This is a genomic window from Streptomyces sp. Y20 (assembly GCF_043195475.1).
Lineage (GTDB): Bacteria > Actinomycetota > Actinomycetes > Streptomycetales > Streptomycetaceae > Streptomyces.
The window spans coordinates 250,353-275,472 of record NZ_JBIDDP010000001.1 but is presented as its reverse complement, the minus strand read 5'-3'; the positions used below and the strand labels follow the sequence as shown (position 1 = coordinate 275,472).

Sequence of the window (25,120 nt, the reverse complement as noted above, 5' to 3'; positions counted from 1 at the left end):
CGTACCCCCTGAGCGCCCGCAGGCCCCGGGACCCCGCGTGATCGGGACCAACGTGTGAAACGCGTTCCACCGCGTGCGTCCGCGTGTTACGAAGGACCATGTCCGCCAACGAGGGAACCCGCGCGTACGACGCCGTGATCGTCGGCGGCGGCCACAACGGCCTGGTCGCCGCCGCCTACCTGGCCCGGGCCGGCCGCTCCGTACTGGTGCTGGAGCGGCTGGACCACACCGGCGGCGCGGCCGTCTCCACCCGCCCGTTCGCCGGGCTCGACGCCCGCCTGTCCCGCTACTCCTACCTGGTCAGCCTGCTGCCGCCCAAGATCGTGCGGGACCTCGGACTCGACTTCCGCGTCCGCACCCGCGCCATCTCCTCGTACACCCCCACCGAGCGGGCGGGCCGGCCGACCGGGCTCCTCGTCGGCGGCGGCGAGCAGCGCACGCGGGAGTCCTTCGCCCGGCTGACCGGCGGCGACCGCGAGTACGAGGCATGGCAGCGCTTCTACGGCATGACCGGCCGCGTCGCCCGGCGTGTCTTCCCCACGCTCACCGAGCCCCTGCCCACCCGCGACGAGCTGCGCCGCCGCATCGATGACGAGGCCGCCTGGCGGGCCCTGTTCGAAGAGCCGGTCGGCGTCGCGGTCGAGGACGCCTTCCACGACGACCTGGTCCGGGGTGTCGTCCTCACCGACGCGCTGATCGGCACCTTCGCCGACGCCCACGACCCCTCGCTCGCCCAGAACCGCTGCTTCCTCTACCACGTCATCGGCGGCGGCACCGGAGCCTGGGACGTGCCCGTCGGCGGCATGGGCGCGCTGACCGACGCACTGGCCGCCGCCGCCCGCGCGGCAGGCGCCGAGATCGCGACCGGTCACGAGGCCGTCCGGATCCACACCGACGGACACACCGCCGAGGTCACCTACCGCACCCGGGACGGCGAGGGCGCCGCCGCCGCCCGGCACGTCCTGGTGAACGCCTCCCCGCAGGAGCTGGCCGCGCTCACCGGGGACCCGGCGCCCGAACCCGCCGAAGGCGCCCAGCTCAAGGTCAACATGCTGCTCACCCGGCTGCCCGGGCTGCGCGACCCCGGCGTCGACCCCCGCGAGGCCTTCGCCGGCACCTTCCACATCGCCGAGGGATACCGCCGGCTGGCCACCGCACACGCCCAGGCCGCGGCCGGCGAACTCCCCGCCGCGCCGCCCTCGGAGATCTACTGCCACTCCCTGACCGACCCCACCATCCTCGGCCCGGACCTGGCGGAACGCGGCTACCAGACCCTCACCCTGTTCGGCCTGCACACCCCGGCCCGGCTCTTCGACCGGGACAACGACGGCGTGCGCGAGGAACTGCTGAGATCCACCCTCGCCCAGCTCGACGCCCACCTCGCCGAACCGCTCGCCGACTGCGTGGCCACCGACGCCGACGGCCGGCCCTGCATCGAGGCGAAGACCCCGCTGGACCTCGAACGGGACCTGCGGCTGCCCGGCGGCCACATCTTCCACCGGACCCTGTCCTGGCCGTACGCCGACCACGCGACGGGCCGTTGGGGTGTGGAGACCGGGCACGCCGGCGTCCTGCTGTGCGGGGCGGGCGCGGTGCGCGGGGGAGGCGTCAGCGGCGTACCGGGGCACAACGCGGCGATGGCGGTGCTGGAGGAGACCGCCTGAGGCGGCGGACCGGAGCCCCCGCCCTCGTCATGGGTCTGCCCGCGAGCCCTACGGTGGTGCACGCCCGAGGCGGCCGCGGGAACCCTGCCGGCCCGGCGGGCCGGTCCCGGTGGCGGACGCGGTGCTTGACCGGCGCGTCCGGCGGCCCGAGGATCGACTGTCATGACGCAGGGACAGGGAAGCACGGTCGACGGGGTGCTGCGGCGCAGCGCCCGCCGCACCCCGGCGCGCGTCGCGGTGGAGTACGGCGAGCGCCGCTGGACGTACGGCGAACTCGACGACGCCGTCTCCCGCGCGGCCACGCTCCTGCGCGCCGAGGGCCTCGCACCCGGCGACCGGGTCGCCGCCTACGGGCACAACTCCGACGCCTATCTGATCGCCTTCCTCGCCTGCTCCCGCGCGGGCCTGGTCCATGTGCCGGTCAACCACAGCCTCACCGGAGCCGACCTGGCCCACCTCCTCGGCCAGTCGGGCAGCACGCTGGTGCTCGCCGACCCGGACCTGGCCGGCCGGCTCCCGCGGGACGCGCGGGTGCTGGCGCTGCGGGACACGGACGACTCGCTGCTGACCCGGCTCCCGCAGGCACCGCCGTACGACGGTCCCGAACCCCGCACCGAGGACCTGGTGCAGCTGCTGTACACCTCCGGGACGACCGCCCTGCCCAAGGGCGCGATGATGACCCACCGGGCCCTGGTGCACGAGTACCTCAGCGCGATCACGGCACTCGACCTCAGCGCCGGCGACCGCCCGGTGCACGCCCTGCCGCTCTACCACTCGGCGCAGCTGCACGTGTTCCTGCTGCCCTTCCTCGCGGTCGGCGCGACCAACGTCATCCTGGACGCGCCCGACGGGGACCGGCTGTTCGACCTGATCGAGACCGGCCGCGTGGACAGCCTGTTCGCGCCGCCCACGGTGTGGATCGGCCTGGCCGGCCGGCCCGACTTCGCCACCCGCGACCTCGCCGGCCTGCGCAAGGCGTACTACGGCGCGTCCGTCATGCCGGTGCCCGTGCTGGAGCGGCTGCGACGGCACCTGCCCCGGCTCGCCTTCTACAACTGCTTCGGGCAGAGCGAGATCGGCCCGCTGGCCACCGTCCTCGGCCCGGGCGAGCACGAGGGCCGGCTGGACTCCTGCGGCCGGACGGTGCTGTTCGTGGACGCCCGCGTCGTCGACGAGAACGGCGTCGACGTGCCGGACGGCACACCCGGTGAAATCGTCTACCGGTCACCGCAGTTGTGCGAGGGCTACTGGGACCGGCCCGAGGAGACGGCCGAGGCCTTCCGCGACGGCTGGTTCCACTCCGGCGACCTCGCCGTGCGTGACGTCGACGGCTACTTCACCATCGTGGACCGGGTGAAGGACGTCATCAACTCCGGTGGCGTGCTGGTGGCCTCGCGCCAGGTGGAGGACGCGCTCCACACCCACGAGGCGGTCGCCGAGGCCGCCGTGATCGGCTTGCCCGACGAGCGGTGGATCGAGGCCGTCACGGCCGTCGTCGTCCCGCGCGGCGAGGTGACCGGGGACCAGCTCATCGCGCACGTGAAGGAGCGGCTGACGCCGTTCAAGGCGCCCAAGCGGGTGCTGTTCGTGGACGCGCTGCCCCGCAACGCCAGCGGCAAGATCCTCAAACGCGAACTCCGCGACCGCTTCGGCGCCTGACCGGGGCCCGCGCCGCCCGGCCCGACGGCAAGGGCACACCGGACGGTGACCGCGATGCCGTCCTGGCTGCGCGGTACGCGCCGGCGCGGGCGTGACGGATCACGCCGACGGGTGTCCGGTGTCCCGTGGCCGCAGATCCACGATCCGGCGGATCTTCCCCACCGACCGCTCCAGCGACTCCGGCTCGACGATCTCCACGCCGACCGACACCCCGACACCGTCCCTGACCGCCGCGACGATCGACCGGGCCGCCGCGTCCCGCACCTCCGGCGTCGCACCGGGGCGGGCCTCGGCCCGGACGGTCAGCGCGTCGAGACGGCCGTCCCTGGTGAGGCGCAGCTGGAAGTGCGGCGCCACACCGGGCGTGCGCAGCACGATCTCCTCGATCTGCGTCGGGAACAGGTTGACCCCGCGCAGGATCACCATGTCGTCGCTGCGCCCGGTGACCTTCTCCATCCGCCGGAAGGCCCGGGCCGTGCCGGGCAGCAGCCGCGTCAGGTCCCGCGTCCGGTACCGCACGACCGGCATGGCCTCCTTGGTCAGCGAGGTGAACACCAGCTCGCCGCGCTCGCCCTCCGGCAGGACCTCACCCGTGACCGGATCGACGACCTCCGGATAGAAGTGGTCCTCCCACACATGGAGACCGTCCTTGGTCTCCGCGTATTCCTGGGCCACGCCGGGGCCGATGACCTCGGACAGCCCGTAGATGTCGACCGCGTCGATCGCGAACCGCTCCTCGATCTCCCGCCGCATCCGTTCGGTCCACGGCTCGGCCCCGAAGACGCCCACCCGCAGGGAGGTGCCGCGCGGGTCCACGCCCTGGCGCTCGAACTCGTCCAGCAGCGTGAGCATGTAGGACGGGGTCACCATGATGACGGACGGTTCCAGGTCCCGGATCAGCTGCACCTGGCGGGCCGTCATGCCGCCGGACGCGGGGACGACCGTACAGCCCAGGCGCTCGGCGCCATAGTGGGCGCCCAGGCCACCGGTGAACAGTCCATAGCCGTAGGCCACATGCACGACGTCCCCGGGCCGCCCGCCCGCCGCGCGGATCGACCGTGCCACCATGTCGGCCCACATGGAGAGGTCGTTGTCCGTGTAGCCGACCACCGTGGGGCGGCCCGTGGTGCCGCTGGAGGCGTGCAGTCGGCGGATCCGCTCGCGCGGCACCGCGAACATGCCGAACGGGTAGTTCTCCCGCAGGTCGGACTTGGTCGTGAAGGGAAAACGGGCCAGGTCGGCGAGCGAGCGGCAGTCCTCCGGGCGGACGCCGGCCCTGTCGAAGGACTCCCGGTAGAACGGGACGTGCTCATAGGCGTGCCGCAGCGAGGCGCGCAGCCGTTCCAGCTGCAACGCCCGCAGCTCCTCGGGCCCGAGGCGTTCGCCCCCGTCGAGCAGGTCCGTAGCATCCGTCATCGGGACGTCTCCCTCGCCAGACTCACATTCCGGACGACCGATCATTCGGTCGCTCTGTTCGGGATCAGTAATTCAGGCCGTACGGATCCCGGGCAAGAGGGTGGCGGAATTTTTCGGGCCAGGACCGGGCCGGCGGACCCGTCGGCGACGGACCGGACGGTGGCGTGCCCGGCCCGTGGCGGAGGCGGGGCAGCGTCGCACCGCTCCGCGCGAGAGGCGCCGCGCCCCGCGCGAAAGGCGTTGCGGCCGGACGCGAGGAGGCGGGATGATCACCGCATGCCCGGCTTCAGCGCACCCGACGGCACCCGGCTGGTCTACCACCTTCGCGGCACCGGCGAGCCCCTCGCCGTCCTGCCCGGTGGGCCCATGCGTGCCTCCGCCTATCTCGGAGACCTCGGCGGACTCACCGCGGACCGTCGGCTGGCTCTGCTGGACCTGCGCGGCACCGGGAACTCCGCCGTGCCGGCCGACCCGGAGACGTACCGCTGTGACCGGATGGTCGAGGACGTCGAGGTGTGGCGGGCCCACATGGGGCTGGAGCACATGGACCTGCTCGCGCACTCCGCCGGAGCCGCCCTGGCCCTGCTCTACGCCGCCCGCCACCCGCACCGGATACGCCGGCTGGTGCTGGTCACCCCCAACCCGTCCCCGCTCGGCATGCGCGCCACGCCCGAGGACCGGCTGGCCGCGGCCCTGCTGCGCGCGGACGAACCGTGGTTCGCACGGGCGTACCCCGCCTTCCGGGCCTGGCTCGCGGACGGCGCGGACTTCGATGATGTCCTCCTGCCGTTCTTCTACGGCCGCTGGGACGACACCGCCCGGGCACACGCCGACGCCGAACCGGAACAGACCAACGACGAGGCGGGCGACCGTTACTTCGCCGAGGGCGCGTTCGCCCCGGACGCGACCCGCGCCGCCCTCGCCGCCTTGACCGCGCCGGTCCTGGTGTACGCGGGCGGAGCCGACGGCGGCCCGCGTCCCGGCCTCGCCCGCCGCATCGCCCGCGCCCTGCCCCGCGCCGAGGTCACCGTCCAGCCCGGCGCCGGTCACTACCCCTGGCTGGACGACCCGCGGTGGTTCCGCGGTCGCGTCGCCGCCTTCCTCGGCACCCCGGCGGTCACCACCCCGCCCGCGGCCCGGTGAGCGCCGCCGGACGCCCGATGTCCTCCCCGCGTGCCCTGTCCGCCGTAGCGGCCGATCGCTAGGCTGAGCGCGGAGGACGAACCGGGAGGAGCAGGTACGTGGCCGAGACCATCACCCAGCAGCAGCCGCTCACGGGCTGGGACAAGCCGGAGCTGGACCTCAGCGGGGCCGAGTGGCAGTCCAGCAGCCAGGGCAGGGGCGACGTCCAGATCGCCTTCGTCGAGGGCTTCATCGCGATGCGCAACAGCGGCCGGCCGGAGAGCCCCTCCCTGATCTTCACCCCCGCGGAGTGGGGCGCCTTCGTCTCCGGCGCGCGGGAAGGGGAGTTCGACCTCACCTGAACCGGGGACGTCACCGGCGGATCCCACGACACGCGACCGGCAGCGCCCCGCCGGGCCCGCACCTGAGCAAGGCTGTCCCCGGCACGGGGAAAGCCTTGCTCAGGTGGAGGACGAGCACCGCGCCGGTCATCGCCGCGGTCGACGGTCGTGGCGGCAACCTGCGCGGCCCGGACCGCGACCGGGGTGCCGCCCACGCCGTCCAGGCCGAAGAGAAGCACGGGAGCCGGCCCGCCGGGCCCGGCTCCCGGGTGGTGGTCGTCCGGCTGCACGCGGACAGCCCCGACGCGTCCGTCCTCGCCTTCACCTTCGCCGAGGCCGCCCGCCGCGAGGCCCGGGTGCGGGCGATCGCCGCCTGCCCGTGGCCCCCACAGTCCTGGTCCGCGCCCGGCTGGTCCGCGCCGCCCGTGGTCGACCAGGGCGCCGTCGAACAGGAGATCCGCGCCTCGCCGAGGGCCTCTGGGCCCCGCACCCCGAGCGGCACCCCGGGATCCGCGCCGACGCCGAAGTGCCGCCCGGCCACGCGGCCGGCCACCTGGTCGCCGCGTCCCGGGACGCCGGCCTGGTCGTCGTCGGCCGGCACCGGCGGCCGCTGCTCGCCCCGGCCCGCATGCTGGGCTCGGCGACCCAGGCCCTACTGCCGCACGCGGCGAGCCCGGTCGCGGTGGTGCCGCCGGGACCGCCGGACGACACGGCCTAGCAGACCGCGCGATGCCCCGCAATCCGCCCGCTGCCGACTGGCGTTCCGGCGGCTGTGGTGCGCGGCGCCATGGTGCCCGGACACATCCGAACCTAACGTTCCGCAACACCCGGCGCTCCAGGCGCAGCCCCCGCGCGGGAGCGGCCGGGACAGTTGTGTCCACCCAAGGAGCCGCCATGCCCCTGCCTCCGTTCAGCACGACACCCGGAGCACCACCACACGCCCGGCTGCTGCCCCGGCTGCTCGCCGTCCTCGCCGTCGTCCTCGGCACCGCACTCGCCGGCCCCGCGCCCGAGGCCCGCGCCGCCGTCACGCTCACCCGGGTGAGCGACTTCGGCTCCGACCCGGGCGCCCTCACCATGTACGTCTACCGGCCCGCCGCGCTCCCCGCCCACCCGGCGGTCGTCGTGGCGCTGCACGGCTGCACCCAGAACGCCCAGACCTACGCCGACAACTCCGGCCTGCCCGGACTCGCCGACCGCGACGGCTTCCTGCTCGTACTCGCCGAGACCGGCACCGCCAACAACGCGAACCGGTGCTTCAACTGGTTCCAGTCCACCGACAACCGGCGCGGCCAGGGCGAGGCAGCCTCCGTCCGGCAGATGGTGGGCCAGGCCGTCACCGCCTACGGCGCCGACCCGGGGCGCGTCTACGTCACCGGTCTGTCCGCGGGCGGCGCGATGACCGCGGTCATGCTCGCCGCCTACCCCGACGTGTTCTCCGCGGGCGCGGTCGTCGCCGGCCTTCCCTACGACTGCACCCGGGACAACAGCCCCTACACCTGCATGAACCCCGGTGCCGACCTCGACCCGGCCGACTGGGCCCAGCGGGTGCGCGACGCCTACCCGTCGTACACCGGGCCGTGGCCGCGCACCGCCATCTGGTACGGCGACCAGGACACCACCGTCGTACCGCGCAACGCCACCGAGCTGCGCGACCAGTGGACGGCCCTGCACGGACTGTCCCAGACGCCCACGCGCACGACGGCGATCGGACCGGACGCCACCCGGCAGGACCAGTACCTCGCCCCCGACGGCACGGTCGCAGTCGAGGTCGACCGCGTCCCGGGCATCGGCCACGGCACCCCCGTCGACCCGGGCACGGGTGCCGAGCAGTGCGGCGGCACCGGCGCGCCGTACTTCCTCGACTCGATCTGCTCCAGCCGCTGGATCGCCCGGTTCTTCGGCCTGGACACCTCCGACCCGGGCGGCTCCGACCCCGGTGGCGGTGACACGTCCGCCTGCTGGACGGCGAGCAACTACGCCCACGTACAGGCCGGGCGGGCCACCACCGGCGGCGGCATCACCTACGCCAACGGCTCCCACCAGAACATGGGTTTGTACAACACGTTCGTCACCCACACCCTGAAGGAGTCGCCCACCGGCTACTTCACCCTCGCCGACACCGCCTGCCCCTGACACACGGTCAGGACAAGGGCCGCCATGGTGGCCGACGACCCCCAACGGGTCGTCATCATGGCGGCCCCGCATATGTCCGGAGTCGCCGGCCACACCGACCCGGCCGACTACGCGGGTCTCACCCCCGCCGGCCTGCCCACCCCCACCGGCGCCCCCGGCATCCAGATCGACGGCTACTTCCCGGACACCTCCACCACCCACACCGACCACGGCTGGCACCACGACACCCAGTTCGTCATCCGGCTGCCCGACCACTGGAACGGCGGCCTGGTGGTCACCGGCACTCCGGGCAACCTTTCGAGCCGAAGCTCGATAGGTGTCACCAAGGCCAGCGTGTTGTCACAAGGATCGTCGGAGGGATCCTGCCGGGCTGATCGTCGGGGCCGCTGTGCAGCCAGGCGGCCGGTGCAGCGCCGGGGCCGGTGACACCCGCCGTGCTTCGGGCGCTGCTGGTGACAGGTAGTGCGCCGACCCGGGAACAGACGGTGTGCTTTGCGCGTTCGAGACAGCAGGGGGCTGGTCGGTTGTCATGTCTGGTTCGCTGCCTTCTTGACGGTCCTGATCACTGGTGCCGTTTCGATGTGTGTGATGGCTGGGAGTGCGGCGACCCGGGTGGTCAGGTACCGGTACAGCGCCTGTTGGTTCGTGCACACCACGCTCGCGTACAGGTTGGTCGGGCCGGTCGTGGCGGCGGCGAACGCGATCTCCGGGTGCCCGGCCAGTGCCTGACCGGCTTCCTCCAGGTGTGCGGGGGCGACGGAGAGCCAGAGCAGGGTTCGGGCGTTCACGCCGAACATGCGCCAGTCGACGTCGATGTCGAGGTAGAGCAGGCCGTGTTCGCGCAGCTCTGCCATCCGGCGCCGGACGGTCGTCGGCGACCAGCCGGTCGCTGCGGCCAATTGCTCGAATTCGGCCCGGCCGTCGGTGGCGAGCAGGGCGAGGAGCTTGCGGTCACCGTCGTCGAGCCGCACCGGTCCCCGTCGATGTGGCAGCGGAGGCGGGCGTAGTCGCTCGATCGCCTCCGCGTCCAGCGACCCGAGTTTTCCGACCAGGTTGTCCGGGCCGCCGTAGAAGGCGTGCAGCAAGCAGTGCGCGGTCACGCCCTCCACGCGCGGGGTGCGGGGGAGTTTGGCCAGCAGCAGTGCCTCGCTGTCCGCCTCGCTCTCGGTACGGACCACGCAGGTGATCTCGGTGCCGCCGGAGCTGAGGCTCACCCAGGACGTGTCGGGGCGTCTGGCCAGCGCCTCGGCGACCGGGAGCGACGCGGCGGGCGCACATCGCACCCGCAGGAACCACAGGATGGCGCCCAGCGCGGTCGGGTCGACTCCGCCCAGCACCCGTACCGCCCCGGCCGACCGTAATCGGGCGTACCGGCGGGCGATGGTGCGATCCGACACGCCAAGAACCTCGGCGATGGTGCTGAACGGGGCACGGCCGTCGATCTGCAGGGCGTGCACGAGCCGACGATCCAGCTCGTCGTAGTCGGATTCCACCGAGCCGAGGCTAGACGGTGTCAGATTTCAGTGCAATCGGTCCGGTGTCTGGCTCGGGCGGCTCGGCCGACGCAGCGTTGCCTCTGTCCTGATCGACACAGCCAGAGGAGAGTCCATGGACACCGATGTGCTCATCGTCGGCGCCGGCCCGACCGGAATGACGCTGGCCAACGAGCTGCTGCTGGCGGGGGTGTCGACCGTGCTGGTCGACAAGCTGTCGCAGCGCAGCGACCTGTCCAAGGCAGGCGGCGTGCAGTCCCGCACGTTGGAGGCGCTCGACCAACGAGGGCTGCTGGAGCCGTTGCTGGCCACCGGAGATCACCCCGTCACCACTGGCCACTTCGCCGGTATCCCCCTCCACTCCAACCGTCACCGGCTGCCATGGCGGTCCGTGCCGCAGGTGGTGATCGAGGGATTCTTCGAGCAGCACCTCGCCGCGCACGGCCTTCACGCCCGGAGGAACCACGAACTGGCCGGCCTCGCCCAGGACGACAGCGGGGTCACCGCGACCTTCGTCGACGGCGCCACCCTCCGCTCCCGCTACCTCGTCGCCGCCGACGGAGCCCACAGCACCGTACGGTCGCTGCTGCGGGCCGGATTCCCCGGTCAGCCCGGCACGTTGACGATCACCGCCGCCGACGTGCGCCTGAGCGGCGTCGATCCGTCCACGTCGCACACCTGGAACGAGGACGGGCACTGGGCGGCGCTGTTCCCGCTCGGCACCGATCCGCAGGGCAGGCCGTTGCGCCGACTGGTCCTCGGTGGGCCGGGCCAGTCACTGCCCAGGGAGATCCCGGTCACCGAGGACGAAATCCGTCACGGCCTGAGCACCGTGTTCGGCACGCGGGTGCATCTGCAGGAACTGCGTTACGCCCGCCGTATCACCAACGCCTCACGGCAGGTCGAGCAGTACCGGCACGGGCGGGTCTTCCTGGCGGGCGATGCCGCCCATGTCCACCTTCCGCTCGGCGCGCAGGGCATGAACACCGGGATGCAGGACGCGCTCAACCTCGGCTGGAAGCTCGGCGCCGCCGTGCACGGCTGGGCACCGGAGAACCTCCTCGACACGTATCACGCGGAACGGCATCCGGCCGGGGCCGCCGTATTGCGCAACGTCCGGGCCCAGAGCCTGCTGATGGACTGGTCCGGCACCCGCGATCCGGACGTGCTGGCCGCCCGGGAGGTCTTCACGGCCATGGCCCGTCTGCCGGACGTCCAGCACTATCTCGCCGACCTGATGTCCGGGATGGCCATCCGCTACCCGATGCCGGGCACCGGAACCCATCCGCTCGTCGGCCGGCCCGCACCGGACCTGGACCTCGGCCCGGCCCGGGTGCACGAACTGCTGCGGTCCGGGCACGGCATCCTGCTGGACCCTGCCGACACGTTCTCCAGCATCGCCGGCCGCTGGTCGGACCGGGTGGACCGGGTGGGCCAGGGCGCCGACACCGAGCCGATGCTCATCCGGCCGGACGGCTACGTGTGCTGGGCAGGCGCGGATGATCTGGAACCGGCGCTCGACCGCTGGTTCGGCGAGCCCCGCTGAGGCCACGTTCGGGGAGCCGGCCGTCGTGGAGAGGCTGGTGGCCATCAGTGGGCGCCGGTGGTGACAACCATCGTGCTTGGGCTCAGCCCATCGACCGCGACAAGGCTCTGGACGCGGCCTGGCCTGAGCACGCAAGCCGCTGCCGCCGCGGCCGTCGATGCCGGACCCGTACAAGGCGGCGATCGACGGGATCTTGCGGGCGGACCTGGACGCGCCGCGCAAGCAGCGGCACACGCAGCGGTCGAGTTGAGTGGTGGAAGCATCTACTAGCCGGCACGGGCTGTGAGCAGCGGCTGGAAGAAGCCCGTCTCCTGCGGCAACCGCCAGCCGAGGTCGACAAACCCGGCCTCGGCTGCTAGGTCGGCCAGCCGGTCCTGGCCGAGTGCCCAGTAGGTGGTCCGGCGGACCTGGACGCGCCATTCTCCGCCTGCCGGGAGGAGTTGGAAGTGTTCCAAGTCGTAGTGCTCGCCGTCGTCGTGCCAGTGCCAGAGCTGGAAGGTGACTGTCCGTTCTCCACCGCTGGCGACCCCGTGAACCTGTGGAGGCGTCGAAGCGGGGCGGTTGCACAGCAGGTCGTCATAGGGGCGCGTGCTGACCAGCAGCAGGCCAGCGGGACGCAACACACGGCGCATCTCGGCCAGGGCAGCGTGCACATCCTGGTCGGTCAGCAGGTGAGGCAGCGAGTTGTCGGCGCAGACGACGGTGTCGAACCGGCCATCGGGAAACGGGAGGCGTCGCATGTCGGCGGCGGCCGTGCGCAGACTCAGCTTCCGGCGGGTGGCCTCACGAGCGGCGCGGGCGGCTGCGCGAGGGCTGAGGTCAGTCCCGGTGACGCGGTGCCCGCGCAGCGCCAGGCCGATGGCCTGCGTGCCAATGCCACAGGAACAGTCGAGCACCGCCGCGCGATCCTGGCCGATCAGGGCGTCCAGGGCGTCCCCCTGCCGACGGATGCTCGCGTCCCAGTCTGGATAGATCAGGTGGTAATCGTCGGCCAGTTCGTCGTAGAAGTGCGCCACCGATGTCTCGGGCATGGCCCGAGATTACCGCGCGTGGTTCCCCAGAGGCGCTGGTCGCCCCGTGACGGAGCGAACGCCCTCATTGACGACGGTGATGTCATATCTCGTGAACCTCTGCGAACACGCTGATCGCCAATTGCTGCTGGAACTCATCGACAAACGCTGCTGCTGAACGTGGACGAAGCCACTCGAGACGACCTCGAGGACCGGTACGGGGACCCGGTGAAGATCTGGCGGCAGTGGGCACCGGACCTACGGGGTCACGGCGTCGACTCCGGGCACCCCGTAGCCGAAGAGGCTCCGGAAGCGCTCGCGTCCTCCCTTGCGGGCTTCTTCGCTGGACGGCCTGAGCAAGGAACCTGGGGCAACGGCTGCCGGATGTCGCTGAGATGGACGTCGCTCAGGCGCCGAGCCGGGCCGTCAGGCCATCGAGGACGCGGTCCAACCCGTACGCGAAGTCGCCGTCGCGGATGTGCTGGGGGTGCACGTCCTGCCGGGCGGAGCTTCCCTCCCGCAGCCGCGGGTGCTGCTGAGAAGCTTCGTCGAAGGCCGGGCGCAGGGCCGCCACCCACTCCTGTTCGGTTCTGCCGCTGCGAGCGATCAGTGAGAGGTACGCGGCCTCGGAGGTCGCAATCCCGACAACGTATGCAGTGAGTGTCCCCGCGGCCCGGTCCTTCTCGTCCGGGGGGAAGCCGGCCGCCTCGAACTGTGCGAGCAGCCCCGCCGCCATCCGCATGGCGTTCGGGCCGATGTGGACGAGACCGACCTGGCCCAGTTCGGGGGCGATCCAGGGGTGTCGCAGAGTCATCGTCCGCAGATCGGTGGCGATGCGGGTGACTGCCGCGCGCCACTGGGTACGGTCGGCGGCGGCCGGTACCTGAACCTCCCCGTAGACGTCGTCCACGACCAGCTCGATCAGCTCGTCCTTGTTGGCCACATGTCGGTAGAGGGAGGTGGCCGCGGCGTCCAAGCGGGTGCCGAGCTTGCGCATGGTGAGCGCCTCGATGCCCTCCGCGTCCAGCAGCTCGATGGCCGCGGCCACGATCTGCTCCCGGGTCAGGTGCTCCCGCTGCCGGGGGCGCGGACGGCTCCACACCGATGCGCGCGGCTTCCTATCGGCTGGCATAAGTCCTCGTCTCTGCGTTGTCACGCTTCTCTCCGGACTTTAGCGCACGCTGTACGCGTCTTGCGTACACCGTCCCTTCTGCGTACGGTGTACGCATCGGAGAACGTCGTACGCATCGAGTGGGGGGCCGACATGTCGAAGAACGCCATGAGCTGGGACGAGCAGGGCCACGGGAATGTCAACTGCGAGGGGGGAGCCGGAATTCGGCGGGCCGAAAGCTGGACCTCGCCCACTGGCAGGCCCGCCTCGACACGTTGCGCGCTGAGCATCACGTCCCGGCCGCCTCGCTGGCGATTGTCGTCGACGGGATCGTCCACGAGCTTGCCAGTGGTGTGCTGCACCGAGGCACGGGCGTGGAGGCGACGACCGACTCGGTCTTCCAGTTGGGCTCGATCGCCAAGATCTACACGGCCACCCTGATCATGCGACTCGCCGAATCAGGTGAACTGGACCTGGACGCGCCGGTGGCCGACGTGCTGCCGGAGTTCTCGGTCGCCGATCCCGACGCGACCAGGGCGATCACCACGCGCCGACTGCTCAGCCATACCAGCGGCCTCACCTGCGATTTCACCTACGACAGCGGGCGGGGCGACGACTGCCTCGCCAAGTACGTCGAGGCGGCGAGGAACGTGGCGCTCGACTGTCCACCCGGTGCCGCGATCTCCTACAGCAGCGTCGGGTACAACGTCCTCGGCCGGATCATCGAGGTGGTGACCGGCAAGGTCTGGGACGAAGCCCTGAAGGACCTGCTCCTCACACCGCTCGGTCTCTCGCACACCATGACGCTGCCTGAGGAGGCACTGCGCTTCCGTGCGGCGATGGGACACCTGGGCGAGGCGGGTCGAGATCCGGAACCGGCGCCGTCCTGGGACCTGATGCCGCGCTCGGCGGGCCCGTACGGCAGGGTCATCGCCACGGCCGGAGACGTCGCGCGGCTCGCGGGGATGCACCTTGACGGCGGCGTGGCGCGAAACGGCACACGCGTGCTGTCCGAGGAGACCGTCGCGCTCATGCAGCGACGCGTCGTCGACTCCCCCGACAAGTGGACTGTCAGCGCGGACGGCTGGGGACTGGGCTGGACCCTGTACGACTGGAACGGCGTCCAGGGCTACGGCCACGACGGCGCCTCCATCGGGCAGTACGGCTACCTGCGCGTCGTGCCGTCGGCAGGCGTCGCGGTCGTGCTGCTGACCAACGGCGGTGGTGCGCGAGAGCTGTACGCGGCGCTCTACCGGGAACTCCTCGCCGATCTGGCCGGGATGAGGATGCCGGAGCCCTTCGCCCCGCCGGCCCAGCCGCCCGCGGTCGACTTCGGGCCGCTCGTCGGCACGTACCGGCGCGAGGGCGTGGTCATCACCGTGACGGAACGAAACGGCGCCGGCCACGCGGTGTACGAGTTCGTCGACGGCATGAAGGACTTCTCCGAGCCCTTGGAGATCGATTTGGTGCCGGTGACCGGGACGGTCTTCGCCGGCACGGGGGTGGGCGCGGCGTTCAGCGAGGACTACATGCCCGTAATCTTCTCCACACTGGAGGACGGCACGGGCTGCGTCTACATCGGTATGCGCTGCGGTCCTAAGACCGCGTAAGACCGCTCGCCGCGGAGCCCGCGTTTCGTCCTCGGCTCCGACGCGGACGAACACGACGCCTTCAAGCGTTCGCCAGGTCATGCGATGCGTGCGCTCGAGCTCCCGCACTGGCATGCCGCCGCGATGATCACGCCGGATCGCCATACAGCTAGGCCTTCGGCATCGGCGGCAACCAACCCCTCTCACAGAGAGCATTTGATGCTGCCCCGGCAAGAGCTTCCGTGCCTCCCAAACTCATCAACGACTGGTGAAGAGCGGTATTCTCACCCCGCACTATTCAGTCGGGCCAGTAGGCACCACTCGATGTTGCGTACTTGGACCGCAGGCGCGCGTCCTGTCGGCACGCACGATGCCCCGGGCTGCCTGAACCTCACGCGCCCACGCGCTCGGCACGTTCCGGAGGCGAGGGCCGGGGCGACAGCGGACTGAGGGCTGAGGCCTGGGACGCAGGTCCCGGTCAACGAGGTTACGGACCCTTCGTGAACGCGATGGCGTGGTCAACGGCCCACTGGCGAAACGTTCCCGGCGCCGTCCCAAGGATGTCGGCCACCGCAGTGGTGATGTACGCGGGCTGCCCGACCGCCGCACTCCACGCGGCGAGCAGCATGTCGACGGCCGAGCTGGGCACCGTACCCTCCCACAGACTTCGGAACTCGTCCGGCGTTATCTCCTCGAATGCGATCCGGCGCCCCAGGGCGTCACCGATGACCTCCACCTGCGCGGCTTGGGTCAGCGATTCGGAGCCCGTGAGGACGTAGTCGCCTCCGACGTATCCACCCTGATAGAGCGTCCGCGCCGCGACGGCTGCGATGTCGCGGTCGTCGACCGGTGCCGACTCGGCAGCGCCGTAAGGCCACCGGACGACCTCGCCGGCCCGGATCGCGGGCGCCCACCAGGCCAGCGAGTTCGACGCGAACATCCCCGGCCGGATGATCGTCGACTCGAGGCCGGCGGCCGCGATGAGCCGCTCGATGTCGGCGTGCAGCACCGCCATGGGATTGGGCTGCTGGAAAAGGGGGTGCGGCGTCTGATGCGGGGAGGAGAGGAAGACGACCCGCCGCACGTGGGCTGCCAGCCGCTCGACGACTGCCTCCGCGGTCTGAGGCGGGGCGGTCCAGACGAGGAAGACCGCACCGGCGCCACTCAACGCCGGGTCGAGCGACTCGGGCACAGTGAGGTCGCCAGCGAAGACCTCGACCGTCGCCGGCAACGTTGCCGCCGCCTCAGAGCGACGGGTGAGGGCACGGACCGGCACGCCCGCGTCGAGGAGTTGGTCGATGACGACGCGGCCGACCCGGCCCGTCGCCCCGGTTACGAGCACGGGAGGAATGTCCATCTGATTCATGCCGCTCATGAAAACGTTACTCGGTTAAAAAAGCAACTCGGTCAAGAATGTTGCGGTGGTCAGGTGAGCGAGTCGACGGGACTGCGGGCCCGCAAGAGGGAGCGGACGCGTGACGCCATCGGCGACGCGGCCGTCTCGCTGTTCCTGGAGCGCGGCTTCGACCGCGTCTCGGTCAACGACATCGTCGCGGCAGCCGATCACCAAGGCGACCCTCTTCCGGTACTTCCCCGCCAAGGAAGACCTGGTGCTGCACCGATTTGCGGACCATCAGGGCGAGGCAGCACGCGTCGTACGTCACCGTAAGTCCGGCATCAAACCGGTGACGGCGCTGCACCGGCACTTCCGGGCCGGCCTCGATCGGTACGACCCCGTCACGGAAGGCTCTGCGGCCCGGTGCAGGCACGGCCAGATAGCTCCCTGTGGCCGGTGGGGGAATCTGACTGACCGCTGACATCAAGATCCCTCTGACGATCCCGCTTCGTCGTTGGAGCAGGCAGAGAGGTAGTCCGTCCAGCTGTCCTGGGCGAACCGAGCCCACCTGTGGGCGCTGCTTCCGGCCCTGCTCACCAGCTGCCCGCTCGGCTGACACGCCCCGCCCGCCGGTGCGCCACCCGGCGCCCGCGGGTCACCCGGCGCAGCACGGGCACGTACCATGGCCGCATGTCGTTCCTCCGCCGCCGCAGCGCCACCCCTGCCGGACCCGACTTCGACGTGCTGGCCATGGACCCGGGCGACTGGCCGGGCAACCTCGGCGCGGGCCTGCTGCCCGCCCCCGACGGCACCTGCCAGGGCGTGTTCCTGCGCTACGACCTGTTCGGCGGACGCGGCCCCGCGATGATCATCGGCAACCTGCCGGAGGGTTCCCCGGCCCGCGACGTGGCCGAGGGCGAGATCCCCTTCGAGGTGGGCCAGCTGCTGCTCGCGCTGGAGAACGACGAGGAGGTCACCGTCGTCGAGACCGAGGACACGCCGGTCCTCCAGGGCGACAACCTCCTCATCGTGCGGCGCCTGAAGCTCTCCGAGAGCCGCGTGTCCTGCGTCCAGTTCGACCGCAGCGACGGCGTCCTCGTCACCATCGCCGCCTGGGACCGCCCCATCACCGACGACCTGTACGCCCTGCTGAAGCCGCTCCCGGCGGAGCTTTTCCAGCAGGGCTGACAGCGCGGACCGCTACCGGCGGACCGCGCCCGCCGGGGTCACGTCCGCGGCGCGGACGAACGCGACCCGGTGGCCGTACTGGATCTCGTAGTACAGGTCCTTGCCCACCACGACCCGGTGCGAGTCGGTGGTGAAGGTGACCGCGTAGTAGTACTCGCCGGGCACCTCGTCACCGGCCACGTACGCCTGTCCGGCCGGGATGGTGTACGGCAGCGGCACCACCGACTGGGCCGGGACGTCCGCCGGATAGGCATCCTTCTCCGGGTAGGCGCGCCCGTACACCGGAATGCTCGTCAGGCCGTCCCTCGGGGTCACCACCAGCCCCCGCGCCGGGACCGCCACCGGCTCCTCGCGCGGGTTGCGGAACCAGGCCTTCTGGCCCAGGTACCAGATGGCCGTCCAGTCGCCCCAGCGGTCGGCCACCGCGTACTGCTGGCCGGTGGAGACCCGCGAGGACAGGTCGTTCACCCCGGTGGTCGGGTCCGTCTTCAGGCCGATGTCCCTGACCAGCGGGGCGGTGACGTCGTGGTCGGTGTAGAGCCGCACCTCGCTGGAGCCGTGCGCCGTGCAGGGCTCGCCCTTGGTGGTGCAGCCGGTGTACGCGGGCCGGTTGGAGTCGTAGTCCGGCAGGATCGTCACCACGGGGGAGTGCCTGCCGGCCGTGCGCCGGAACGGGTGGCCCAGCAGCTGGAAGTAGTGCCGCCAGTCCCAGTACGGGCCGGGGTCCGTGTGCATGCCCGGAATGGTGGAGGTGGTCGGCCCGGGCACGTTGTCGTGGCCCAGGATGTGCTGCCGGTCCAGCGGGACGTCGTACCTCCTGGACAGGTACCGGACCAGCCGGGCCGAGGAGCGGTACATCGCCTCGGTGTACCAGGCGTCCGGGCTGGCTAGGAAGCCCTCGTGCTCGATGCCGATCGACTTCGCGTTGACGTACCAGTTGCCCGCGTGCCAGGCGACGTCCTTGGCCTTGACGTGCTGGGCGATCAGACCGTCGGTCGAGCGGATCGTGTAGTTCCAGGACACATAGGTCGGGTCCTGGATCAGGTTCAGGACGCCGTCCCAGGCGCCCTCCGTGTCATGGATGACGATGTACTTGATGCTCTGTGAGGCCGGACGGTCTCCCAGGTCGTGGTTGCCGTAGTCGTCGTCCCCGAACTCCGCGTACGGCGCCGGGACCGACTCGCACGACACCGACCTCGGGCACTCGGTGTCGTCCGTGGGCAGCGTGCGCAGGCCGGCCCGCCGCAGCGGGGCGGTGTCCGGGGTCAGCCGCGGCTGCGCGGCCAGCAGCACCCGCTGGCCGTCGTCGGTGGTGCGCGCCTCACCCGTGCGCAGGACGTCGTACACGTCGTCGGCGTACGCCGCTGCGGTGGCCGTGTCGTCGGCGCCGGAGAACCGGGCCACCGCGCCGTACCAGTCGGCCGGGTCGGCGCTTCGCGGCTCGCCCAGCTCCTTCTGCGCGGCGGCCAGCAGGGCCGCACCGCCGGCCACGTTCGCCGCCGGGTCGGCGCGCAGTTCCTCCGCCGGGATGCCGGTCAGCTCCGCAGCCTTCGGCAGGGTCCGCAGCCGGGCCGGGACCGCGGAGGCGGCCGGCTTCCCGGCGACCGGGTGCAGCGCGGCCCGTGCGGCGTCGCCCCGCGGATCCTCCGCGCCATCGGCGAAGTGCTCCGAGGCGGCGATCGCGGTCCGGACGTCGGTGAGGTGCATCGGGCCGTAGCCGCCCGTCACACTCGGCGCGCCACCGTGCCCGTCCCAGCGGGACTGGAGGTAGGAGACGGCCAGCAGGACACTCTGCGGCACGTGGTAGTCGGCCGCCGCGGTGGCGAACGCGTGCTGGAGCCGGTCCTCGGGGGAAGCCGTGACCCGGTGGGCGGGGGCCATGCCCAGCAGGGGCAGCAGCAGGGCCGCGGAGGCGAGCGGGACGGCGGTCCGCCGTAGGGGTCTGTGACCGGGGGCGGACGTGGGGTCGGTGGCGGATCCTCGCAAGGCGGCCTCCTGTGACGGGCGGAGCGTGGCGGGGCATGGCGGGGCCGGGCTGGGTCAGTGGTACCGGCTTGCCGACGATCCGTCAATAATGCCCGGCCGGACACGATTTCCCACGTCACGAAGGGTCTCCGGCGAGTTTCGCGGCGGTGGCGCCCGGGCCTGCGGGGCGTCACCGGCGTAGACCAGTGACCAGTGCCCAGCGCACCGGGGATACGTGAAGGTCCGCGGTGCGCCGCCGGCGAGGGGCGTACCGCGGACCTTCGCCCGGGTCAGCGGGTGCCGACCGCCGCCCGGACGGCCTTGCGGGCCATCTGACAGTCGTCGTGCAGCCGCCGGAGCAGCAGCCGCTGTTCCTCACCGGACGTCACGGCACCCGGATGGGCCGCACCCGGTGCCGGGGCCGGATCGCGCATCGAGCGCTGCACGGCCGTCTCGTACGTCCGGATCTCCCGCGTCAGCAGGAGCATCAGGTTGACCAGGAAGGCGTCCCGGGACGCCGGGCCGGCGGACTGGGCGATCTGGGCGATCTGCCGCCGGGCCACCGGCGCGTCCCCGAGGACGAGCCACAGTGTCGCCAGGTCGTACCCCGGCAGGTACCAGCCCGCGTGCTCCCAGTCCACCAGCACGGGACCGGCCGGGGAGAGCAGCACGTTCGACAGCAGGGCGTCGCCGTGGCAGAACTGGAGCATCCCCTGCCGGCCCACCTCGTGCGCGATGCCGTGCAGCAGCTTCTGCAGGTCGCCGAGGTCGCGGTCGGTGAGCAGGCCCAGCTCGTGGTAGCGGGAGATCCGGGCCGCGTAGTCCAGCGGCATGTCGAAGGTGCCCACCGGAGGCCGCCAGGCGTTGACCCGGCAGATCGCGCCGAGTGCCGCCCGGATGTCCGCGCGGGGCGGGGCCTCCACGGGATGCCGCTGGAACGCCGCCGCCCGGCCCGGCATCCGCTCGATCACCAGGGTGCAGTTGTCCGGGTCCGCCGCGATCAGCCTCGGCACCCGGACCGGCGGCCGGTGCCGGACGAACGAGCGGTATGCGGCTATTTCCTGACGGCTCCGCTCCGCCCACGCGGGCGAGTGGTCCAGGAGGCACTTGGCGACGGCCGTGCTGCGCCCCGTCGTCCCGACGAGGAGGACGGACCGTCCGCTGCGCCGCAGGATCTGCACCGGAGCGAACTCCGGACAGATCCGGTGCACCGCGGCGATCGCGGTGCGCAGCTGCGTGCCCTGAGGGCCGGACAGGTCGAGCCTCCCGCTGAGCGGCTGCGCCCCGGGCTGGCCCGGGACCCGCCGCGGCCGGCCCGCACCCAGCACGGGGACGCCCGGACGCGCCGCCGGGTCGAGGTACGGCCCGCCGCCCGCCGGGCGGGAGCGCAGCGGCCGGGGCGGGGCGGACACGGAGGACGACGCTGCGTACATGGGAGATACAGATCCCTTCGTGTGCCTGCGGTGCCTGCCTGTGGGTCCGTGCTTCGAACCCGTGCTCCGAGCCCTGCCCGAAAGCGTGGTTCCGAGAGCGTGCGCCCACCCGCCCGGCCGTCCGGGCGCACCCTGGGGAGTGGGCCCGTCATATGGCGCTATGGGGCCGCCATATGGGGGTGGCGACCGGTCGGGGTGGCGCTTTCCTACCTGACACCCGAGGCCCACTGGCACACCATCTGGCGGACCCTGGCGAACCGTGGCGAATAGTCGCCCGGCAACCTCCACGGGTCTACTGTCAACTCAGCCGAGAACCTGGGGGCTTGACGTGAGCGGACAACCCAACACCCGCCTTGCGGACCTGTTCGGCCTGGCCGGCTGGTCCAAGGGCGAACTCGCGAGGCTGGTCAACCGGCAGGCGGCGGCCATGGGCCACCCCCAGCTGGCGACCGACACCTCCCGGGTGCGGCGGTGGATCGACGTGGGGGAGATCCCGCGCGATCCGGTGCCGCGGGTGCTGGCAGCCCTGTTCACCGAGCGTCTCGGCCGTGTCGTGACCATGGAGGACCTCGGTCTTGTACGGCACGGGCGTGCGGGGAAACGGCAGGGCGACGGGAAAGAGGAACATCCCGACGGTGTGCCGTGGCCGCCCGAGCGGACCGCCGCGGTCCTCACCGAATTCACGGGAATGGACCTCATGCTCAACCGACGCGGCTTGGTGGGCGCGGGTGCCGTGCTCGCCGCGGGATCCACACTCAGCAGCGCCATGTACGAGTGGCTGCACACCGACCCGGCCCTCAAGGCCGACGCCCCTGTCCTCGACGACCCCCTGCACGCCGGCCCCGCCGGGTTCGACCGCTACGAGGCCGCCCCCATCGGGTGGCAGGAGATCGAGGCGCTGGAGCGCTCGGTCGAGGTGTTCCGCGCCTGGGACGCGGCCCGTGGCGGCGGGCTCCAGCGCAAGGCGGTGGTGGGCCAGCTGAACGAGGTGGGCGGCATGCTCGCCTACCGTCATCCGCCCCATCTCCAGCGGCGCCTGTGGGGCGTCGCCGCCAACCTCGCCGTCCTCGCCGGCTGGATGTCGCACGATGTCGGTCTGGAGCCCACGGCGCAGAAGTACTTCGTCATCGCCGCCCATGCCGCCCGGGAGGGCGGGGACCGGCCGCGCGCCGGCGAGGCGCTGTCGCGGGCGGCCCGGCAGATGGTGCACCTGGGCCGTCCGGACGACGCGCTGGACCTGATGAAGCTCGCCCAGTCCGGCGCCGGTGACCGTCTCCAGCCACGGACGAAGGCCATGTTCCACACCATCGAGGCCTGGGCGCAGGCGTCGATGGGCAAGGGCCAGGCGATGCGCCGCACGCTCGGGCAGGCGGAGGACCTCTTCGTCTCCGAGGGGCAGGACGTGGAGCAGCCGCAGTGGATGCAGACCTTCAAGGACGAGGACCTGTACGGCATGCAGGCGCTCGCCTACCGCACCCTGGCGGAGTTCGACCCGGGCGCGGCCACGCACGCCCGGTACTACGCGGAGAAGGCCCTGGCCCTGCGCGTCGACGGACGTGAGCGGTCGAAGATCTTCGACCATCTGTCCATGGCGTCGGCCTGTTTCATCGGCGACGACCCCGAACAGGCCGACCGCTACGCCCGGCTGGCCCTGATGTCGATGGGCTCCAACTCCTCCCGTCGCACCTGGGACCGGCTGCGGCAGATGTACCGGCTGACCGCGGAGTACGCCGAGTACCCGAGGATCCAGGAACTGAGGGAGGAGATCAGGCTGGCCCTGCCCAGGCAGAGGGCCAGGTCGGACGGCGACAGCACGTCCGCCTAGGGCGCGCGGGCGCCGTCCCGGGGGACGGGCCGGTCAGTCGACCACCTTGGCGACGAGGACGCAGGCGTCGTCCTCGCGTCCGGCTCCGCCGAACTCCTCGACGACCGTTCGCACACAGTCCCGCGCGGTGCGCGCCGCCCCCAGGCGCGGGGCGAGGGCGAGCAGCCGGTCGGCGGTCACGGTCCTGCTGCGGCCCGGCAGCAGCGCGTCGGTGTGCAGCAGGAGCAGGTCGCCCGTCCGCAGGGTGACGGCGGACTGCCCGTACACGGCGCCTGGGGAGGCACCGAGGAGGGTGCTGTCCGGCGCGTTCAGCGCACTCCCCGTCCCGTCGCGGTACAGCAGCGGGGCGGGATGCCCCGCCTGCGCCCAGGTCAGGGTGCGGGTCTCGGGCTCGTAGCGGCAGCAGACGGCGCTGCCGAGGGCGGGTTGCACGGTGGCGTCGAGTAACCGGTTGAGCAGGGTGAGCAGGTGGCCGGGTTCGGTGCCGGCCATGGCCATCCCGCGCACGGCGCCGAGCAGCATCGCCATGCCCGAGGTGACGGCCACTCCGTGTCCGACCATGCCGCCGACGCCGAGCAGCGTCCGGCCGTCGGACAGTTCGAGTGCGTCGTACCAGTCGGCGCCGATCGGTGTGCCGGCGGCGGCCGGCAGCCGGTGGGCGGCGAGGTCCAGGGTCTGCGGTCCCTGGTGAGGGAGGCGCAGGGAGCCGCCCCAGGGCGGCAGCACGGCTTCCTGCAGTTCGGCCGCGATCCGGTGCTCGGTCCGCTCCTGCCGGCGGTGGCGGTGCAGCGAGTCACCCCTCTCGCGCACTGTCCGCTGCTCCCGGCGCAGATCGCTGACGTCACGCAGTACGGCCCACATGGAGATGGTGCCGCCGTCGGCGCCGAGCACGGGTTCGCCCATCATGTGCACGGTCCGTACGGACGTGTCGGGGCGTACGACGCGGAACTCGCCGTCGATCGGTCTGGCGTCGACCAGGCAGTCCGTCACCATCGCGGTGAGTTTCGGCCGGTCCTCCTCCAGTACCAGGGCGGGCAGTTCGTCCAGGGTGGCGGCGGGGCGGGCCGGGTCGAGGCCGAGGATCTGGTACAGCTCCCCGGACCAGGTCGCCTCGTCCGTCAGCAGGTTCCACTCGGCGCTGCCGACGCGGCTGAGCAGTGAGCCGCGCGAGGCGGTGACCGGTGCGGACCGGGGGGGCGGCGCCTCGGCGGGCCCGGCCGGAGCGGGGGAGGGGCCGTCCCGCAACTGGGCCAGATGGGTGTCCAGGTCGTCGAGCTGGTGCAGGGCGAGGTCGTACAGGGCGCGCTGCCAGCGTTCCTCGGGGTTCGTACCATCGCTGCGGGTGTCCCGCCGTACGGCGTCCACGTCGCCCTTGAGCCGTCGCGTCTGCCGGATCAGCGCCTCGACCGGGCCGGGTCCGGGTGGCTGGGCGGCGGGGCGGTCCGCGGAGACTGGGGACGGCATGACGCACTCCGATGAGGGGGGACGGTACGGGCGGGGACGGCGGGGGACCGCTACGACTGTGGCACAGCCCGCGACGCGCTGTAAGGGATTCGGCAACACACGATACGGTGGTGCTTCCGGCATATGCCAGAGTCTTCCCGGGCTGGTCCGTACGGACGCACGGCGTACGCGCCGCACCGGCCAAGTCGTAGGTGACGTACGCGGATTGAGGCAAGCGTTCCGCTCTGCCCCGCACTGAAGCGCGTGTTCGACGCTTCTCTGTTCCCCTCCGTCACGCAGGGGCCTGTACCTGCCGAACTCTGACCGGATTTGGCGCCATGCGACAGGCCTTCGCCGACTCCTTAATGGCATGGACATCATCGTCGAACAGCTCGCCCACGCCCGGCTCATCACCGCCGAGGACCGGGAGGTGCCGGTGTCGGCCACGCTCCGCTACTCCGCGGACGATCCCCTCGCCGTCTTCGTGGACTTCCCGGCCGAGGCGGCACTGAACGGCGAGGAGGTCACCTGGACCTTCGCCCGCTCCCTGCTGGACCAGGGGCTGCGCGCCCCGGCCGGTCACGGGGACGTGCAGATCTGGCCCTACGGCCGTACCCGCACCGTCCTGGAGTTCCACTCCCCGCACGGCATGGCCCTGCTCCAGTTCCAGGCCTCCGCGCTGCGCCGATTCCTGCTGCACACCTACGCGGTGGTCGCCGGCGGGCAGGAGGACCTGGCCGGCGTGGTGGAACGGGGGCTGAGCGCGCTGTTCGGCGGGGTGTGAGCCGGTGGCGGAGCGCTGCGGGGGCGCCCCGGACCGCGACTCGTGGAGCCGCATCACCG

The 25,120-nt window shown here is 72.0% G+C and carries 19 protein-coding genes and 3 pseudogenes; 14 read left to right on the top strand and 8 right to left on the bottom strand.

Features of this window, described 5'->3' with window-relative positions; translation table 11 throughout:
• Positions 1–98: 98 nt before the first annotated feature.
• Together ACGFT1_RS01275 and ACGFT1_RS01270 are read left to right on the top strand one after the other, a co-directional pair.
• Complete coding sequence (locus tag ACGFT1_RS01275; protein ID WP_373906940.1) at positions 99–1,664, top strand: phytoene desaturase family protein; 1,566 nt, start codon at positions 99–101, stop codon at positions 1,662–1,664.
• A gap of 162 nt (positions 1,665–1,826) precedes the next feature.
• Positions 1,827–3,323 (top strand): acyl-CoA synthetase, encoded by a 1,497-nt coding sequence (locus ACGFT1_RS01270; protein WP_373906939.1) that lies wholly within the window; start codon positions 1,827–1,829, stop codon positions 3,321–3,323.
• Positions 3,324–3,422: 99 nt separating this feature from the next.
• Here ACGFT1_RS01270 and paaK read toward each other — a convergent pair whose 3' ends face one another.
• Positions 3,423–4,739 carry a phenylacetate--CoA ligase PaaK gene (gene paaK / locus ACGFT1_RS01265; RefSeq protein ID WP_373906938.1) on the bottom strand — a complete coding sequence of 439 codons (1,317 nt, stop codon included), beginning with the start codon at positions 4,737–4,739 and terminating at the stop codon, positions 3,423–3,425.
• Between the two features lie 276 nt (positions 4,740–5,015).
• Here paaK and ACGFT1_RS01260 point away from each other — a divergent pair, with 276 nt between their 5' ends.
• The 5 genes and pseudogenes from ACGFT1_RS01260 to ACGFT1_RS01240 all read left to right on the top strand — a co-directional run.
• Entirely contained in the window at positions 5,016–5,882 is an 867-nt protein-coding gene (locus ACGFT1_RS01260) for an alpha/beta fold hydrolase (RefSeq protein ID WP_373906937.1), read from the top strand.
• Positions 5,883–5,980: 98 nt separating this feature from the next.
• Positions 5,981–6,223, top strand: coding sequence for a DUF397 domain-containing protein (locus ACGFT1_RS01255; RefSeq protein WP_373906936.1), 243 nt, complete (start codon positions 5,981–5,983; stop codon positions 6,221–6,223).
• A 358-nt stretch (positions 6,224–6,581) separates the two neighbouring features.
• Positions 6,582–6,920: a universal stress protein gene (locus tag ACGFT1_RS01250; protein ID WP_373906935.1), complete on the top strand. Its 339-nt coding sequence runs from the start codon at positions 6,582–6,584 to the stop codon at positions 6,918–6,920.
• 176 nt (positions 6,921–7,096) lie between these two features.
• Positions 7,097–8,338, top strand: a complete 1,242-nt coding sequence (locus ACGFT1_RS01245; protein ID WP_373906934.1) for a PHB depolymerase family esterase — start codon at positions 7,097–7,099, stop codon at positions 8,336–8,338.
• Between the two features lie 84 nt (positions 8,339–8,422).
• Positions 8,423–8,686: pseudogene (locus tag ACGFT1_RS01240) on the top strand (tannase/feruloyl esterase family alpha/beta hydrolase); the annotation flags it as partial.
• A 179-nt stretch (positions 8,687–8,865) separates the two neighbouring features.
• Here the strand turns inward: ACGFT1_RS01240 and ACGFT1_RS01235 are convergent.
• Complete coding sequence (locus ACGFT1_RS01235) at positions 8,866–9,831, bottom strand: Lrp/AsnC family transcriptional regulator (RefSeq protein WP_373906933.1); 966 nt, start codon at positions 9,829–9,831, stop codon at positions 8,866–8,868.
• A 115-nt stretch (positions 9,832–9,946) separates the two neighbouring features.
• Here ACGFT1_RS01235 and ACGFT1_RS01230 point away from each other — a divergent pair, with 115 nt between their 5' ends.
• Complete coding sequence (locus ACGFT1_RS01230; protein WP_373906932.1) at positions 9,947–11,377, top strand: FAD-dependent monooxygenase; 1,431 nt, start codon at positions 9,947–9,949, stop codon at positions 11,375–11,377.
• 266 nt (positions 11,378–11,643) lie between these two features.
• Here ACGFT1_RS01230 and ACGFT1_RS01225 read toward each other — a convergent pair whose 3' ends face one another.
• The gene (locus ACGFT1_RS01225) at positions 11,644–12,408 is read right to left on the bottom strand and encodes a class I SAM-dependent methyltransferase (protein WP_373906931.1); all 765 of its coding nucleotides are present in this window, start codon (positions 12,406–12,408) and stop codon (positions 11,644–11,646) included.
• A 174-nt stretch (positions 12,409–12,582) separates the two neighbouring features.
• Here ACGFT1_RS01225 and ACGFT1_RS01220 point away from each other — a divergent pair.
• Positions 12,583–12,741: pseudogene (locus ACGFT1_RS01220) on the top strand (alpha/beta hydrolase); the annotation flags it as partial.
• Between the two features lie 52 nt (positions 12,742–12,793).
• Here ACGFT1_RS01220 and ACGFT1_RS01215 read toward each other — a convergent pair.
• Positions 12,794–13,519, bottom strand: coding sequence for a TetR/AcrR family transcriptional regulator (locus ACGFT1_RS01215; protein WP_373906930.1), 726 nt, complete (start codon positions 13,517–13,519; stop codon positions 12,794–12,796).
• 254 nt (positions 13,520–13,773) lie between these two features.
• Here ACGFT1_RS01215 and ACGFT1_RS01210 point away from each other — a divergent pair, with 254 nt between their 5' ends.
• Positions 13,774–15,108, top strand: coding sequence for a serine hydrolase domain-containing protein (locus ACGFT1_RS01210; RefSeq protein ID WP_373906929.1), 1,335 nt, complete (start codon positions 13,774–13,776; stop codon positions 15,106–15,108).
• A 466-nt stretch (positions 15,109–15,574) separates the two neighbouring features.
• On the opposite strand, the gene ACGFT1_RS01205 is transcribed toward ACGFT1_RS01210, so the two are convergent.
• Positions 15,575–16,453, bottom strand: a complete 879-nt coding sequence (locus tag ACGFT1_RS01205) for an SDR family oxidoreductase (protein ID WP_373906928.1) — start codon at positions 16,451–16,453, stop codon at positions 15,575–15,577.
• Positions 16,454–16,516: 63 nt separating this feature from the next.
• Here ACGFT1_RS01205 and ACGFT1_RS01200 point away from each other — a divergent pair.
• Together ACGFT1_RS01200 and ACGFT1_RS01195 are read left to right on the top strand one after the other, a co-directional pair.
• Positions 16,517–16,829: pseudogene (locus ACGFT1_RS01200) on the top strand (TetR family transcriptional regulator); the annotation flags it as partial.
• 284 nt (positions 16,830–17,113) lie between these two features.
• The gene (locus ACGFT1_RS01195) at positions 17,114–17,611 is read left to right on the top strand and encodes a hypothetical protein (RefSeq protein WP_356819675.1); all 498 of its coding nucleotides are present in this window, start codon (positions 17,114–17,116) and stop codon (positions 17,609–17,611) included.
• A gap of 12 nt (positions 17,612–17,623) precedes the next feature.
• Here ACGFT1_RS01195 and ACGFT1_RS01190 read toward each other — a convergent pair whose 3' ends face one another.
• Both ACGFT1_RS01190 and ACGFT1_RS01185 read right to left on the bottom strand, forming a co-directional pair.
• The gene (locus ACGFT1_RS01190; protein WP_373906927.1) at positions 17,624–19,597 is read right to left on the bottom strand and encodes an N-acetylmuramoyl-L-alanine amidase; all 1,974 of its coding nucleotides are present in this window, start codon (positions 19,595–19,597) and stop codon (positions 17,624–17,626) included.
• 269 nt (positions 19,598–19,866) lie between these two features.
• Positions 19,867–21,009, bottom strand: coding sequence for an aminoglycoside phosphotransferase family protein (locus tag ACGFT1_RS01185; protein WP_373906926.1), 1,143 nt, complete (start codon positions 21,007–21,009; stop codon positions 19,867–19,869).
• Positions 21,010–21,337: 328 nt separating this feature from the next.
• Between ACGFT1_RS01185 and ACGFT1_RS01180 the strand changes: the two genes are divergently transcribed.
• Complete coding sequence (locus tag ACGFT1_RS01180; protein WP_373906925.1) at positions 21,338–22,834, top strand: hypothetical protein; 1,497 nt, start codon at positions 21,338–21,340, stop codon at positions 22,832–22,834.
• A 33-nt stretch (positions 22,835–22,867) separates the two neighbouring features.
• Here ACGFT1_RS01180 and ACGFT1_RS01175 read toward each other — a convergent pair whose 3' ends face one another.
• Positions 22,868–24,298 (bottom strand): PP2C family protein-serine/threonine phosphatase, encoded by a 1,431-nt coding sequence (locus tag ACGFT1_RS01175; RefSeq protein WP_373906924.1) that lies wholly within the window; start codon positions 24,296–24,298, stop codon positions 22,868–22,870.
• 349 nt (positions 24,299–24,647) lie between these two features.
• Here ACGFT1_RS01175 and ACGFT1_RS01170 point away from each other — a divergent pair, with 349 nt between their 5' ends.
• The gene (locus ACGFT1_RS01170) at positions 24,648–25,061 is read left to right on the top strand and encodes an SsgA family sporulation/cell division regulator (RefSeq protein WP_361986500.1); all 414 of its coding nucleotides are present in this window, start codon (positions 24,648–24,650) and stop codon (positions 25,059–25,061) included.
• Positions 25,062–25,120 lie beyond the last annotated feature (59 nt).